Raw genomic sequence first — 15,182 nt, 5'->3', positions numbered from 1 at the left:
ATGCTGCTAACAGAGGAACGTTTCTCCACACTTAAGAATTACTGCAAGATTGACCAAGACTTTGACGATGATGTGTTGAAGGAACTGGTTAATGCCTCTGCAATGGAACTTGCTAGAGCAATAAAATTTGATAGTCAACCAAGCGACTATATCGACGATAGTCGTTTTTTTATTGCACTCATGAAAATGGTCAAGGAAGATTATTACTTGCGTGGCTTATCTGCAGATAATTATCGACCAGAACTATCGAATAATATCGTTTCTATTATCAATCAGCTAAGGAGTGAGTTAGATGCGGACGAATAACATGACCGAACGGATTACGTTTGTGGCAAAAACAACTGGTATTAACGAAGATTTTGAACCTTTCGAAAAAACCGAAGAGTTGTTTTCCTGTTGGGCTGAAGTTTCTAAGCTTACTGTTCGTGAAATGCTCAATAAAAAAGAGCAAGTTGGCTATCGAAAAAACACTCCGCTATTTCTGATTGCCTACAAGCAAAAAATGGAAATTCAACCAGATTGGCAGATTGTGTGGAGAGGCAAAACTTACGAAATTACAGGATTAGATCCTGACTATCAAAAGAAAGACTTGACTAAGATTCAAGCGAGGGAGGTGTCTTAAATGTCAGTTACAGGAGAATTTGAACTACTTGCCAATGTGGATAAGCTCACTAAAGGTTACGACCGAAAAGCTAGACAAGCGGTTAAGTCGGGCGCTGAAAAGTTTAAGACAGTCTTGCAAAATAACACCCCGGTCAGTTCTGAAGATCACTCAGGAAAAGGACCATTGCGCGACCATGTTACCTTAGGTAAATTTTCGGGTGTTGGTGGCGACTACACGCAAGAAGTTGGTTACGATTCAAGCAAAGGTTATATCGCTCACTTCCCTAATTCTGGTACTTCTAAGCAACGGCCTCAACATTTTATAGAAAAGTCGCAATCAGAATCTAAAGGACAGGTTTTGGCAGAATTTGTAAAGGAGTTGAAAGTTGAATGACGCTACCAAATACTAAAGTGGCTAAAATTCTATCGGAAGACTCCGAGTTGATGGATATGCTTAATGCTATCCGTGCTAAAAAATTGACATACAACCCAGTATTTACTAGTACCCCTAAAGATGATTTTAACAATGCTCCGTGGATAAGGATTACTAATATTCCGTACGACGCGGCTATTTATGCCGATGATAAGCGTGCGATTGAATTTCATCGAGTGCAAGTTGATTTTTGGGTAGAAAAGAAAGATAAATCAAAGGTTTCAGAAATCATTGACCGTATTTATGACGTTTTAGAAGAACATGAATATGAACGATACTATTTAAGCATTCATGACGATGCAGATGACAATAATTTAGTCATGGTTACTGGGAACTTTGAAGGTTATAGAGAAAGGAACTAAAAATTATGGCAGACAATAAAAAAGTTGCAAAATTTGGTGCTTCGAAATTTGAATACGGTGTTGTTGATGATGAGAAAAACACTGTCGCAGAAACACGCCAAATCTCTGGTTTATCCGAAGTAAAAGTGGAATTGACAAACGAATTAAAAACCTTAGCAGCCGACGACTCACCTTACTTGGTATTGAGCGGTGGTATTACAGAAGCTAAGGAAACAATTAACCTCTACGATACAGATACTAAGATGAAACAAGATTTATTTGGCATCAAGGTTGTTAAGGGTGTGGAAATTTACGAAAAAGATTTAACTCCTAATTACGTTGCTACTTTGTTCCGGACTAAGATGTCTAATGGCAAGTATGTGTGGGTAGGGATGCTCAAGGGAATGTTCTCATTACCTGCGCTTAACACTAAGGCGCAAGATGGTGCACCAGACCCTGAAGCGGACGAAATCGAAGGTTCTTTCGTACCACGTGGCGACCAAGAATTAATTTTATTAATTGGTCGCGAAGATAACGAAGGCTTTGATTTTGAAACCTTCCACAAAGCGGTATTTCCTAAAAATGACCAAGATTTAGAAGCTTTCAAGGAAGTTTCATCAGTTCCTGGAGCATAGATAACGCATAACAGACAGAGACGAGAAATGTGAGACGAATAGAAACGAAAGGATTTTAATATGGCATACGAAATTAAGTTACTGATTGATGGTGAAAAGAAAACATACGTGCGTAATGAACCGCCTATGCTAATCGACATGACCAATGCAATGAAGTATCAAGCGCATCAAATCAAGATGTATAACAAAAAGGACGGTCTGACTGACAAGGATCTTGACCAACAACAAAAAGATTTTGCGATGATTGCTTCAAGTTTTTGGCACAAGCAATTTTCAGAAAAGGCATTCATTGCTGGTGCAGACCAAGAATCTATGGACGTTTTATATAAAGTAATCGGTGACTCGCTCGGAACTTCCGATGATGAGGAACAAAGCGCTGACAAAAGTGACGACGGAAAGGCAGATAGAGAAAGCGCTAGAACAAATTGATGAGTTTTATAAAGCACGTATGAAGGACGGCTATAAGCTTCAAGAAATTAACCAATTTACACTTGATGAACTGGAGCAATTAGCCTCAATCTTTGAGGAAAAGACACAATACTTTGATGAGGTCTTTCCTTGGTTAGTTTAAAAGAAAGGAGGATAAAAGAAAATGGGAGCATCTTTAGGACACTTAGCCGCTACGGTTGAATTAAATATCAACCCGTTTAAGTCTAACGCGTCTGCATTGAAAGCTCAGATTAGAGCGACAACTTCTGCATTGAAAGCACAAGATACTGCGTTACGTGGAAACAAGAATAATTTGAATGCTATGCGGGCTAGCTATGCGACTATGCAGAGCCAAATGCGGAATTATGAAGCCTTGCTTAAAAAACAAATGGCTACATATAACCAGTTAAAAGGTAAAACTGCAGAAACCGCAAGCGAACAACAAAAGTTATCTACGCGACAAGCGAATGCGGCTAATCAGGTCAATAAAACTTCCGCAGCAATGGAAGCTTTGCGCAATCGAATGTCCTCTTTATCTGGACAGATTGCTGTTCAATCGTCACGCTGGACACAATTAGGGTCAAAGCTTACCTCAATTGGTGAAAAAATTCAGTCCGTATCATCAAAAATTCAAGGATTCGGGCAAAGTATGACGACTCACATCACCGCACCAATTGCAGCCGGCATTGGATATGGTGCTAAAAAGCTTATTGAATTCGATGGCACGATGAATAATACAAAAAACTTAATTCGTCAAGGTGGTGAAAGCGTCCAAGAAACGATGTCAGGAATTAATCGGATGACTTCCGATGCCGAAAAATATTCCAATAAATACGGCATATCACAAACCAAAATTGCTCAAGGTTACCAAGACTTGGTAAAACGTGGTTACACATCAAAACAAGCAATTGGAGCGATGAATGCTGAACTTCAAGCGTCTGTGGCCACAGGTGATGACTTTTCAGAAGTCACCTCAGTTGCTTCGCAAACACTTGAAGCTTTCGGGATGAAATCTAACTCAGTTGCTGGGATGACTCGAAACACAAAGGCTGTGGTCAACTCACTGGCTTATGCAGCTGATGCAACTTCTACTGGTTTTCAAGATTTAGGTGTGGCCATGTCTTATGTTGGCTCAACTGCTCACTCTGCTGGGTTTAGTCTCGCAGAAACTTCAAGTGCGATTGGTATTTTATCTAATAATGGTTTAGAAGCAGATAAAGCTGGTACTGGTTTGAGAAAAGTTATTAATTCTCTCATTTCACCAACAACTGGCGCTAAAAATGCGCTTCAAAAATTGGGCTTATCAACCAAGGATTTCATCGACAAATCAGGTAAGATGAAATCTATGACTGAAATTTTTGGAACTTTGAACAAGCATATGAAAGGCTTGACACAATCCCAAAAGAACGACATTTTCCACAGTATTTTTGGAACCACTGGTCAGCAAGCTGCTTTAATTTTGGCACAGAATAGTGAAGAATTAGGAAAATTAACCAAAAAAGTTCAAGAAGCTGCAGGCAAAGACTACGTTGGTAAATTATCCGAAAGCAATCTTAAATCTGCACAAAACCAAATACGTATCTTCAAAGAAAGCCTTACTAATATGATGATGCAAGTAGCACGGGTGATCTTGCCAATTATCACGCCAATAATTCAAAAAATTAGTGAGTTAGCACAGAAATTTGGAGAGCTTAGTCCTGGAATGCAAAAGTTAATCACTTACGCAGCTTTAGGAGTTGCCGCACTTGGCCCGCTCATTTCTGTAATTGGAAGTGTGGGAACCGCTGTCGGTGGCCTGCTTAAAGCTGGTGGGAGTTTAGCTACATGGCTAGGAAAAATTGCGGGCAAACGTGCAGCAGCTACTACAATCGCAGAAATTGGAACTTCTGCAGCGGGTTCTGTTGGTGGCTTGACTTCCATGACTGGTGCAACAACTGGTGCGACTGCCGCTTTAGGTGGTCTAGGCCCAATGCTTGCTACTGTAGGTGTCGCTATTGTAGCAGGGATTGCTTACTACGAATTGTTTGGTAAGAAGATTGCTCAGAATAATGCTGAGATTGGGCAATGGGGAACTAAGGTTGGCTCAGAAACCAACAAGGCTTTGAGTAGTTTCAAGCAAACAACAACGGGAATTAATCAAGCGCTGACTGACATGACAACCGCCGGTGAAACCTCAACCAAACAATTAGCTGACTCTTTCGATAAGCAATTTGCTCAAATTGAAAAGCAAGCTAAAGATCATGTGGAAAAAGTTAAAGCCTCTGTTAAAGATATGCCAAAAGAAGTTCAAAACGCAGCTGCAGAAACTGCTACTAAAGAACAACAAACGATGAATAAGTCGCTAGATAATCTCAAGAACTATAAACAGCAATATCAAGCGATTTTAAAAGGTCATCATGGTACTGTTAGAGACCTAGACGCCAATCAACGCGTTGCTTTACTTAATATCGAACAAGGCATGCAAAATGAAATGCTTAATGTTTTGAGAATTAGTGGTAGCAAACGCAAAACAATTTTAGCTGCATTGAATGCTGATTACAAAAATATGAATCAACAACAGCGACAAGATACTTTGACCACACTCAAACAATCAGAAGCTGACACGATTAAATCTTATGCAAAACGTTCCAAAGAACTTAAAAAGATGCATGAAGAAGGTAAATTAACAACTGCTGAATATAATGCGTCTATGAAAGCTTTACGACAAGCTGACCAAAAAACAATTAATCAGATTGCTGATGCTTACTACAAATGTGCTAAAGCAAGTGGAATGTCAGCTCAGCAAATCAAAGACTCCATGCGTGAAGCAGGACTATCTTATGACCAAGCCAAAGCAAGAGCAGATGAAATGGCTAAGGTTACATCTAACTCTAGTGCGATTATGGTTGCTAAGACTAACGACATGTCTAACTCTGTTAAGAAAGCTGCGGATATGTGGAATGGTTTAGTTTTTGACCCTAAGACAGGAAAAATTAAAACGAATGCGATTGACGAAGTAGAAAAAGCCGTTCAGTCCAAAAATAAATGGAATCAAATCCAATTGCTTGAAAAGGAAGGAAAGTTAAGCTCAAACGCTAAAGAAATGGTGGCTGATGCTCTGCTCTCCACAGGAAAGTGGAACAGTTTAAGCCTCAAGGAGCAAAAAGCCTGGATTAAAAGCAATGTCGGTAAAACCATGGTTGAGGCGATGGAAAAAACTGGTCAGTGGAACAGTTTAAGTTTGCAAGCTAAAGAAGCTATCGTTAATGCCAAAGGCTTACCACAATTAGCAGACGCAGTGGCTAAATACAAACTGTGGAATGGTTTGCCTACTACTGTTAAACAATTGTTAGCCAACGATGCTAATGCTAGTGCGATTTTGAAACAAGCTGGAATTAACATCGACGAGTACAATCGAAAACATCCAGAACATAAAAGTTTGACAGGAGATTCCAATAGCGTTGACCAAGCAAGTCAAAAAGGGAAAAATTCTATTTTTGGTTTTAACTCAACAAATCCACTCCACAAACCAATGACTGGTGACTCTAATTCTGTTGACAATGCTAGTCGTAGAGGTCGGAGTTCAATTGGCGCTTTCAACGGAACTAATCCAAAGCACAAACCGTTTACTGGTAATTCAAGTTCTGTTGATAGTGCAAGTGGACGTGGTCGAAGTTCGATTGGTAGTTTTAATGGGACTAATCCTAATCATAAGAACTTCCGAGGTACGGATTATACTTCGGGTGCCGCAAGACGAGCTATAAGTGCTATTAGTAGTTTTAACGCTATGCGAACGTGGACTAAGACTTTAACAACTGTTTACCAAACAATTCATGAAGTTATCACTCGTCGTAAGGGTCGTGCTAAGGGGACGAATTACCATGAAGGTGGGCCAATGCTGGTTAACGACCAACCAGGGCCAGTCTTTCGTGAAGCAGTTCAATTCCCTGGTCAGCCAGCTTTCATTCCGTTTGGACGTAACGTTCCAATCGACAATGCGCCACGAGGGACCAAAGTTATTAAAGCCTCAGAAACCGCAAAGTTATTTGGTAACTTGCCACAGTATGCCAATGGGACAGCGCATGCGGTTGATGTAGCTAAAGGTTTATCAAAATCAGTCAAAGCCACTCCAGTTAGTTTGGAAGCGACGAATGTTATCGATAATAGCGGTGTGGAAAGCAATCAACAAACTTTAATTAACTTGGTCGGTGCTATCTTAAGCGAATTGTCTAAGCCGGGTAACGACAATCAACGTGAAGCCTTGCGCACGGTTATGCAAGGTATGGACCAATTGACAAATCAAAGAGTTAGGGGGAGATTATCATAGGCTACGCAAGTTTTACAATTAACGGCAAGAAGTCAACCGACTACCACGCCTATATTGAAGCCAATTACACAGTGACATCTTCCGTTCCTGATATAACCGATTTGAATATTCCTGGGCGCGACGGGACGTTAACTATCAGTAATAACCGTCGTAGTTCCTTTGAACGTGAATTTCCTATCGTTTTCATCGGTAAAAATTCAGAAATCAGGAAGGGCATCGAAAGTATGCACGCTGACTTGCTCGCTACAAACGGTAAGTATTTCGATATTAAACTTAGTCAGGATCCTGGATATATTTATCGAGGACAATTTTTAGATAGTTTTTCCGTTGACTACAATGTCGGAGAGGCGAGTTCTAAGGTCAAGTTGAGATTTATGCCATATAAGTATCTTGAACAAGGACTTTCAGAGCGTGCAGTTGCTAGTGGGTCTACGTTGGTCAACTTAGGTAACATTTCGGCCAGTCCTAGAATTACTTTGACTGGTTCGGGAGATGTGACGATTAATGGCTTGAGTTTAAAAGGTGTGGATAAAGGTATAGTGCTAGACACAGAGGCACAAACCTGCACGAATTTAAACGGAACCGAAACTGTATTTAGAAAAATGCACGGTGATTTTCTGAAATTACAACCAGGAAGTAACAAAATCACCTGGAATAATAGTAATTTCACAGTAAAAATAACTCCTAGATGGGTGGTGAGAATTTGAGTTATCCAATCTTATATAGTGCTGATGAAACGGATTTCTTCGGCAACGGGTTAGGAACTTTGCCTGACGCTTTATCAGTCTTAGTTACCGAAGAGCGCAACGGAGAGTTCACACTCTCTATGACCTATCCACAAGAAGGAAAACGGGCAGATTTATTGACGAATAACCGTATTATTAAGGTTGACGCTGGTCACAAGCTGAAAGACCAACGTTTTGTTATTAAAACTGTTACCCCTAAAATGTCAGATGATGGGTATATTGATTTAACGGTTTATGCCGAACATATTTCATATATCACTGCAGATTTAGCGGTGACTCCTTCTATAGTGCTTAGCGGTAATGCAGAAAGTGCCTTGCAGCAATGGAAAGGTGCTCTACTTGGTGGGAATCCAGATATCGTAGTTGACTCAGATATTGAGACCAAGAACGAAACATCTTTAGACATTACCAAAGCCACAAATGCTCGGCAAGTTCTTGGTGGGGTAGCAGGTTCCATCCTGGATGTTTGGGGTGGAGAATACCGTTTCGATAATCTTCATATCAGTTTGCGCAAGCAACGTGGAACCACGGCTAATACTCTGTTAAGCTACGGTCGGAACTTGCTGACCTTTGAGCAAGAACAGGACATCAGTCAAACATACACTTCAATCTATCCTTATGCAGCGGTTAGTTATGCTAGTGGCTCTGACCACCAAATGGTTACGGTCGATGGCTACATTGTTGATAGTGAGTATCTGAAAAAATATCCTAACCGTAAGATTTTGCCGGTTGATTTCGGAAGCGAGTTCAGCGACTACCGCATAGGTAGCAAACCAAGTGATGCAAGTAGCGATGACAAAACTATCTACACTAGCGAAACTGAGATCAAGAAGTTACTCAAGAACCAAGCGCAAAGCTATGTAGTGAATAACCGAATTGGCATACCTAAGGTTTCCACAAAGATTAGCTTTGCTGATTTGTCAAAAACAGAGGAGTATAAAAACGTTGCGCCACTAGAATACGTTGACCTTTGCGACATTGTGCCTGTGCGCTTTGAAAAGCTTGGCATTGATAGTGAAATCAAAGTCACTCGTATTGTGTGGAATGTTTTGCTTGACGCTTATGACTCCATTGAACTTGGTGACTTAAGCACAACACTCGGCGAATCAATTTCAGCAGTGGCTAGTGAAACTAAGGAAGTTAAGAATAATTTAGCCCAAACTCGTATCCTTGCCCAAACTGCTGCAGACGGTAATCATACTGTTTTCAGAACAGATGGTGGAACAACAGAACCAACAGCTAAAAAAGTTGGTGATTTATGGTTTAAGACTGACGGCAACGATGTCTATATGTTGACCTGGAATGGTACCAACTGGGAAGAAATCACTAATACAAAAGATGTGTATAGGGTTAGTCGGGAAGTTGCAAGCCTAACCGCCAACGTTCCAACGAAGTCTGAACTATCCGAAACTTTCAGACAGTCCGAAAGTTTAGCAAATAGTAAATTTGATTCAGTCAAACAGTCAGCTAGCTTAGCAACTAGCGAGGCTTACTCACAAGCTCAATCAGTAATCGATAGTCAATCAACTAAATTTGACAAGGTGTGGGGTTCACTTTCTGCGAAGAACAGTGAATTTTGGTCCAGTTTAGAAAAAGCCGATTCACTCACGCTTGACGGGTTGAAAACAACACAAGTAGATTTAGAACAAATTAAACGCGATGTGGATAGTCAGAGCAAAGCAACTAGTGAAACTATTAGCCAAGCAATCTCAGGGATGGTTTCCACCAGTGCACAAGCTGATAAGCTCAGTCGCTCTTTATCGCTTGCTACTAGCGAAATTAACAGTGCCTGGCAATCTAATAGTACTAGCCTTAGTAATCTGGCTAAAGGTTTGGATAGCCTTTCCACAGGTGTTAAGAGTACAACTGATAGTTTGACAGCCACTTATAACGACCAAAAAGGTAAAGTGGCAACTTTAACCACTGATGTTACTGGTTTAAAAGGTGCGGTCAAGGATAATGAAGATAATATCAATTCTTTATCTTTAGGCGCTAAAGGTATGAGTGCTTCTATTAGCAATGCTCAAGGTGCTATCAATAACTTACAAGCAGACGCTGATGGGTTAAAACAAGAAGTTACCAAGAAAGTTGATAACACGACTTACCAGACTGGAATCAGCAATTTAAATGGCAAGATTGACTTGAAAGCTGCTAAATCTTATGTTGATAGTGAATTGTCTAAGAAAGCTAATAGCGCTGAATTATCTGTTACTAATGAAAAAATTGAGGCTCAAGCCTCACGTATAAGTTCGTTAACGACAGATGTAGAAGGGAAAATTACCGACCTACAAAACAAGACCACCCCACAACAATTAATTAAGACGGTTACAGATAGTGGGCAAGCCAACCACGTGGTAACCGCTGATAGTGTAAATCAGTCAATTAGTGGTGTGAGAACGGAAATTACTAAAGCCAAAGATGAGTTGACTGGCAAATTAACTACGGTTGAAACCAAGGTACAACAAAATACCAATGAAACAAAGTCAACCAAAGATAAGACAGAACGGTTGATTAGTTCATTAGGTGCTGATAGTAATGGTAACTTTAACTGGGCTAACAACTCCAAAATTGATACTGCCTTAGGTAGTTACCAAACCATCAAGAAGATTGATGGAAAGATAGACGGATTGCAAGTTGGTGGACGGAATTTACTGAAAGGGACGGCAGATATTACTGGCGATGTTGCTAGTTATGAAGGAAGTATTAATAGAAAAATCTTCAATGGCAATGATGGTGTTTCCACAAATCAAGCGTGGCAAGGTATTCTTATTAACATGAAAAACGCTTTAGGTAGAGCGGATATTAAGAGTGGCGATACTATTACACTATCGGTTTACGTAAAAGCTGACAAAACAATTAATACTGGTACTTTAGATATCTATCGTGCATTTGGAACCGTTGATGAGGCTAAAACTTCTGCGAATACAGGAGCAACTGTTTATGCAATCAATATGAGTTCTAAGCCTATTACTACTCAATGGCAACAATATTCATGGGTTTTTAAGGTACAAGAGTCCACATTGTATCGGATGAACACACGTGTAGAATATAACTCCACACCTAACACCAATATTTACTATGCTGGATTAAAGTTAGAAAAAGGTAACAAGCCGAGTGATTGGTCACCAGCACCCGAAGATGTGGAAGGGAAAATTAATGGTGTACAGAGCAATCTTACCAGCTACAAAGCCGAAGTAAGCAATACTTATGCTAAGGCAAGCTCTGTTTATACTAAGTCTGATGCAAATAGTCTTATTCAAAGCAGAATTGACCAGACTGCTGGGGAAATTAAGCAAGAGGTTAGTGCAACCCTAGTAGGCGCTGGAAGAAATTTAGCCGAAGGCACAAGTTCTACATGGCAAGGTATGGGGTATACTCCAAAAGGAAATACTAACGAAGTTGTAACTTTAGTTCCTAGAATTAATTTGTATAACTTAAAAGTTGGCGACACTCTAACTGTATATATGCAATATCAATATGGTAGTGCGAAATTAGTAAGTAACACAGCTCAAACTTTTGTCCCGTTCAGATTAGTGGGTAACAAAACACGATATGACAAAGCCCTTTATGGCGCACCATCAGATAAAGTTGTTGCCACCAACAATACTACATGGCGAGAAGTAACTTTACAGATTAAAGTTGATTCGGAGATGTTGAGTAATGATTATTATAGTGCTAATGCTAGATGGGACGGAGTTTCTGGTGGCTGGTGGCAATGGACTAAATTTAAGGTGGAACGTGGCACAAATAGAAGTGATTGGTCACCAGCACCCGAAGATGTGGCTTACAAGAGTCAAATGTTGCAAAAGCCCGATGGTTGGAGCGCGGTTCTGTCTGATAACTACGGACGAATTTTAAGCGGTTTGGCTTTAGATAACAGTGATGTGCGTTTCAAAGGTAACCACATTCACTTAGACGGTCAGACAATTATCGATAATTCAATAATCAAGTCGGCCATGATTGATAGTATTGACGCAACTAAGATTAAGGCAGGTTCGATTGACGGACAACGACTAAGAGGTACTGTGATTGACGGTAATGTTGCCAATATCAAGAACTTGCATGCCACTAATCTTTTTGCTGACGGCTTAATTGATGGTAAATTTCTCCACATCACAGGCGCTAGCCAGCTAGATAGCGCAATTATTAAAAACGTTCATATTGCTGATGGGGCTATCACGAATGCAAAAATAGGTAATCTGAGTGTGGACACCGCTAAGATTAAAGACGGAGCTATTACATCGGCTAAGATAGGAAGCATTGATGCCGGCAAGATTACCGCCGGGACTTTGAACGCTGCGAATGTAAGGATCATTAATTTAGATGCAAATAACATCACGACTGGTACATTGAAAGGGCCTAACTTATCACTGAACCTCATGACGGGTGCGGTTGATTTCAGACACGGACACATCCAATCAACGAGTGGGAATTTCCACATTGATATTGATAATGGCACCATTGAGGCATTTAATGGTATTGGTGATGGGGTTGGTATTCATAATGGTGTGTTTGAACTGACAAGCAAAAACTTGTTTGATAACAACCAAAAACCATATTTCAAAATTGACAATTACATCACTTCTACTACAGGCGCTGGAAGTTATCATGGTGCAAGTCTGCAAGGACGTGATGCACTGGAAATTTATGTGGGCGATACTGAACCATCAGACCTAATAACTGCAAGTGGTTATGGAATTTTAATAGATAAAACCTTTGGTACACGAATTATTGGTGGAAATACTGGAGTCACTCTAACAGCTGGAACTGCCTATGGGGACGTAGTTAAATCCTCACCACAAATAGCTATTGGTGCTGGACAGCGTGGTCTAACAGGTGGTAGTGAAATTCACATTAACGCTAGTTATACCCGTATAACGAGTGCAACTAATAGAACAACATCTTCTAGTCCCAACCTTTATGTTGGTTCAGACGGAACTTTACTAAGGTCAACTTCGGCTTCTAAATATAAAACAGCCATTGTAGACGCTCATGGCATGGAAAATTACGGTGAGAAATTAATTAATATTTCACCTAAGTTGTGGGTAGATAAGGCTGAAAAAGCAAGGTTTAAAGAAGGCAGAAATGATGGTTATGCCTTGCACTATGGATTAATTGCTGATGAATTAGACAAAGAAGGGCTATCCAAGTTAGTTAGATATGATAGCCAAGGTGAGATTGAGGGTATCGAATATGACAAAATTGCCGTTGCCTTGCTCCCACTATTGAAGAAACAACAAAATCAAATTGCAGAATTGCAAGAACAAATTGAAGAATTGAAAGGAAGATGATAAAAAATATGGAACAAGAAATTATCCAAGAACTGACTATGAAGTTAGCCCAATCACAGCTTAATGAGACCATTTTAAGCGTTAAGCTTAAGCATTTGGAAGAAGATTTAGCCAAAGCACAAAACACTAATAAAGAAAAGGAAGGTACTAACAATGTTAAAGAAAACTAAATCAATTCAATTACAAGGTAACTCAATCGTAAACGGTCAAACTGTGGCCACTTTCTCGGCATCTCTTTCCACAGATGGTGGGTCAGGATCAGTTAACACTTACTACCCAGACCAAGCGTTATATGAAACAAATCGCAAGGAAGTGCGTAAAGATAAGAATGATTTTGCTGACTATGTTTACGCCGAAGAAGACAAGCTCTTTGCTGAAGAAGAAACAGAGGCTTAGTCTATGGCTTGGCACGAACAGTTAATTGTCAATAGTGCAACTTTGATTGACAAGCCTATTATCACAATTTTTATGGCCCTTGTAGCGGTTGATGTGGCAACAGGCTATATAAAAAGTCTCTGTTTCCACATCACAAATTCAAGCAAAGGACTTCAAGGATTAATCAAGCATAGCTTGGTTGTGCTTATCACTTTGCTAAGCTATCCTATCCTAATGGCGATGAACCAAGAGGGGTGGGCTGTTTTGTGGACAACATATTATTGCGTAATCTACCTTGTTTCAATCGTTGAAAACTTAGGTCAAATGGGATTGCCCATTCCACCAATTGTCAAGAAGTATGTTTACAAACTAAGTGACGAGTATCTGCATGAAAAGAACGAAAAAGAGAAAGGAGAACAAAAATGACACGAGAAATTATTGTAGACGTGGCAAGTTACCAATCAGATTTAACCGTTGCTGATTACAAGTCTTTGGGAGCAACCAAGGCGATTGTTAAAGTGACGGAAAGTACGAATTATACTAACCCCTATGCTAATCGAGAAGTTAACCGTGCAGCAGAAGCAGGGTATACTGGATTTGCTTTCTACCACTTTGGTAAGTTTGGTGGTTCTGTTAGCCAAGCTGTTGCTGAGGCCAACTATTTCATCGCACAAACTAAGGCTAAGTTTAACTTAGCACCAGGCACACTTATGATCCTAGATGCCGAGGAAACTAACCAAACTACTGATGCGGTGATTGCTTTCCTTGATGTGGTTAGAAAAGCTGGTTTCCACACTGGTTTTTACACTTACAAGTATCTGCTTCCGCAATTTAACTTAGAAGCGATTAAACCGCACATGGACTTCTTTTGGTTAGCAGATTACCCACTAGCAAACGGCGCAGCCGCCGACCGCAACCCAGACTTCAACTATTTTCCAAGTGCAAACTATGTCGACTTATGGCAGTACACAGATAATTTACTTGGTTACAAAGTCGACGGTTCTATCTCTGTAACAGATAACGCTTTGAAGCTCTTTAACCCGTCTGGAGCAAAGGTAGAAAGTAAACCAGTCGCTACACCAGCGCCTAAGCCGGTAACATCCCAAACGACTTGGACAGACGACTTGGGTGTTAAGTGGACTGCAGAAAAAGGTACGTTCACTTTAGGTTCGGCAATTAATCTCCGTTGGGGAGCAACTACGACGTCGAGTCTTATCGCAACCTTACCTGCCGGCTCTGAGGTTAATTATGACGCTTGGGCGAAGTCCGGTGGATATATCTGGATTAGACAGCCACGAGGCAACGGCCAATTCGGTTATCTCGTATGCCGTGATAGCAACGGCCAAGCTTTCGGCACATTCAAATAGTCTTGCTATCAAGAGCTTTTGAATGTATAATAAATATACTCCGGAGTAGTGTGACCTACTCGTTTGCTCGCTTCCTTCGGGAGGCGGGCTTTTTTATATTTCTTTTTAAATGACTGTGAAGTGTTGTGGCTTTATTGAAAGTTACGAAAACAGATAATAAAAAACATCCCCAGGATAATTCCTAAGGATGTTTTGTTGTCCAGAAGTTGTCCAATAACGCTCTAGATATTGATATATCAACATATACTAAGGAGAGTACAGGATTTGAACCTGCGCGCCGGTATTACCGGTTCGCCGGATTTCGAGTCCGGTGCATTACCACTCTGCCAACTCTCCATAACATTTATCAGTATACCAAGATTATAGAAAGTTGGCAAGGGGTGTCAAAAAATTTTATTATAAATTTGAAGAGTAACGATTTTGAAAAAACAGAAGATGTTCGTTTTTGAATGTGGAATTTGAGGTGCATCTATTTAAGAGGGAATTTTTGAGAAATTTTGTTCCATATGACCCATTTTGATCCCGCGAGAAAAATTAAAAAAAGGTATAATGTTACGCTAATTGCTAGTTTGTAATACTTCCATTTTTTGTAAATTGTATAGTGTTATGATTGATTCAAAATCGGCTTGAAACCCTTCTAAACTACGGTTATGAGT

13 protein-coding genes and 1 tRNA gene are annotated in these 15,182 nt (G+C 40.2%); 13 read left to right on the top strand and 1 reads right to left on the bottom strand.

The annotated features are described in order from the left end of the window. The 13 genes from FC36_RS10425 (at nt 1) to FC36_RS10370 (ending at nt 14,526) form a co-directional block, all read left to right on the top strand. Nucleotides 1–306, top strand: a complete 306-nt coding sequence (locus FC36_RS10425; protein ID WP_025020733.1) for a head-tail connector protein — start codon at nt 1–3, stop codon at nt 304–306. Then, complete coding sequence (locus FC36_RS11715) at nt 293–622, top strand: phage head closure protein (protein WP_082614613.1); 330 nt, start codon at nt 293–295, stop codon at nt 620–622. Before FC36_RS10425 ends, FC36_RS11715 begins: the two co-directional genes overlap by 14 nt. Then, the gene (locus FC36_RS10415; protein ID WP_025020732.1) at nt 623–997 is read left to right on the top strand and encodes an HK97-gp10 family putative phage morphogenesis protein; all 375 of its coding nucleotides are present in this window, start codon (nt 623–625) and stop codon (nt 995–997) included. After that, nucleotides 994–1,398, top strand: coding sequence for a hypothetical protein (locus FC36_RS10410; RefSeq protein WP_025020731.1), 405 nt, complete (start codon nt 994–996; stop codon nt 1,396–1,398). The genes FC36_RS10415 and FC36_RS10410 overlap by 4 nt, the downstream gene beginning before the upstream one ends. A gap of 5 nt (nt 1,399–1,403) precedes the next feature. Further along, a complete protein-coding gene (locus FC36_RS10405) occupies nt 1,404–2,012 on the top strand; it encodes a major tail protein (RefSeq protein ID WP_025020730.1) in 609 nt (202 codons plus the stop codon). Nucleotides 2,013–2,072: 60 nt separating this feature from the next. After that, nucleotides 2,073–2,441, top strand: a complete 369-nt coding sequence (gene gpG, locus FC36_RS10400; RefSeq protein ID WP_025020729.1) for a phage tail assembly chaperone G — start codon at nt 2,073–2,075, stop codon at nt 2,439–2,441. 163 nt (nt 2,442–2,604) lie between these two features. Further along, a complete protein-coding gene (locus FC36_RS10395; RefSeq protein WP_025020728.1) occupies nt 2,605–6,747 on the top strand; it encodes a phage tail tape measure protein in 4,143 nt (1,380 codons plus the stop codon). A 71-nt stretch (nt 6,748–6,818) separates the two neighbouring features. Next, nucleotides 6,819–7,454, top strand: a complete 636-nt coding sequence (locus FC36_RS10390) for a hypothetical protein (protein WP_155889574.1) — start codon at nt 6,819–6,821, stop codon at nt 7,452–7,454. After that, the gene (locus FC36_RS10385) at nt 7,451–12,784 is read left to right on the top strand and encodes a phage tail spike protein (RefSeq protein ID WP_056986924.1); all 5,334 of its coding nucleotides are present in this window, start codon (nt 7,451–7,453) and stop codon (nt 12,782–12,784) included. The genes FC36_RS10390 and FC36_RS10385 overlap by 4 nt, the downstream gene beginning before the upstream one ends. Nucleotides 12,785–12,792: 8 nt before the next feature. Beyond that, on the top strand, nt 12,793–12,954 hold the full coding sequence (locus FC36_RS11985) for a hypothetical protein (protein ID WP_155889573.1): 162 nt from the start codon (nt 12,793–12,795) through the stop codon (nt 12,952–12,954). Then, on the top strand, nt 12,938–13,180 hold the full coding sequence (locus tag FC36_RS10380; RefSeq protein WP_025020724.1) for a hypothetical protein: 243 nt from the start codon (nt 12,938–12,940) through the stop codon (nt 13,178–13,180). The genes FC36_RS11985 and FC36_RS10380 overlap by 17 nt, the downstream gene beginning before the upstream one ends. Before the next feature lie 3 nt (nt 13,181–13,183). Continuing rightward, nucleotides 13,184–13,585 carry a phage holin family protein gene (locus FC36_RS10375; protein ID WP_025020723.1) on the top strand — a complete coding sequence of 134 codons (402 nt, stop codon included), beginning with the start codon at nt 13,184–13,186 and terminating at the stop codon, nt 13,583–13,585. Next, entirely contained in the window at nt 13,582–14,526 is a 945-nt protein-coding gene (locus FC36_RS10370) for a GH25 family lysozyme (protein WP_025020722.1), read from the top strand. The genes FC36_RS10375 and FC36_RS10370 overlap by 4 nt, the downstream gene beginning before the upstream one ends. A gap of 249 nt (nt 14,527–14,775) precedes the next feature. On the opposite strand, the gene FC36_RS10365 is transcribed toward FC36_RS10370, so the two are convergent. After that, a tRNA-Ser gene (locus FC36_RS10365) sits at nt 14,776–14,862 on the bottom strand. Nucleotides 14,863–15,182 lie beyond the last annotated feature (320 nt).

This window comes from Ligilactobacillus equi DSM 15833 = JCM 10991, from assembly GCF_001435735.1.
GTDB classification, from domain to species: domain Bacteria; phylum Bacillota; class Bacilli; order Lactobacillales; family Lactobacillaceae; genus Ligilactobacillus; species Ligilactobacillus equi.
This window is presented reverse-complemented; position numbering and strand designations above follow the sequence as displayed.

What these genes read in the sequence shown, in the direction of transcription:
- FC36_RS10375 (WP_025020723.1), top strand. Translation starts at nt 13,184, where the DNA reads ATGGCTTGGCACGAACAGTTAATTGTCAATAGTGCAACTTTGATTGAC.
- FC36_RS11985 (WP_155889573.1), top strand. Translation starts at nt 12,793, where the DNA reads ATGGAACAAGAAATTATCCAAGAACTGACTATGAAGTTAGCCCAATCA.
- FC36_RS10425 (WP_025020733.1), top strand. Translation starts at nt 1, where the DNA reads ATGCTGCTAACAGAGGAACGTTTCTCCACACTTAAGAATTACTGCAAG.
- gpG (WP_025020729.1), top strand. Translation starts at nt 2,073, where the DNA reads ATGGCATACGAAATTAAGTTACTGATTGATGGTGAAAAGAAAACATAC.
- FC36_RS11715 (WP_082614613.1), top strand. Translation starts at nt 293, where the DNA reads ATGCGGACGAATAACATGACCGAACGGATTACGTTTGTGGCAAAAACA.
- FC36_RS10380 (WP_025020724.1), top strand. Translation starts at nt 12,938, where the DNA reads ATGTTAAAGAAAACTAAATCAATTCAATTACAAGGTAACTCAATCGTA.
- FC36_RS10395 (WP_025020728.1), top strand. Translation starts at nt 2,605, where the DNA reads ATGGGAGCATCTTTAGGACACTTAGCCGCTACGGTTGAATTAAATATC.
- FC36_RS10415 (WP_025020732.1), top strand. Translation starts at nt 623, where the DNA reads ATGTCAGTTACAGGAGAATTTGAACTACTTGCCAATGTGGATAAGCTC.
- FC36_RS10405 (WP_025020730.1), top strand. Translation starts at nt 1,404, where the DNA reads ATGGCAGACAATAAAAAAGTTGCAAAATTTGGTGCTTCGAAATTTGAA.
- FC36_RS10370 (WP_025020722.1), top strand. Translation starts at nt 13,582, where the DNA reads ATGACACGAGAAATTATTGTAGACGTGGCAAGTTACCAATCAGATTTA.
- FC36_RS10410 (WP_025020731.1), top strand. Translation starts at nt 994, where the DNA reads ATGACGCTACCAAATACTAAAGTGGCTAAAATTCTATCGGAAGACTCC.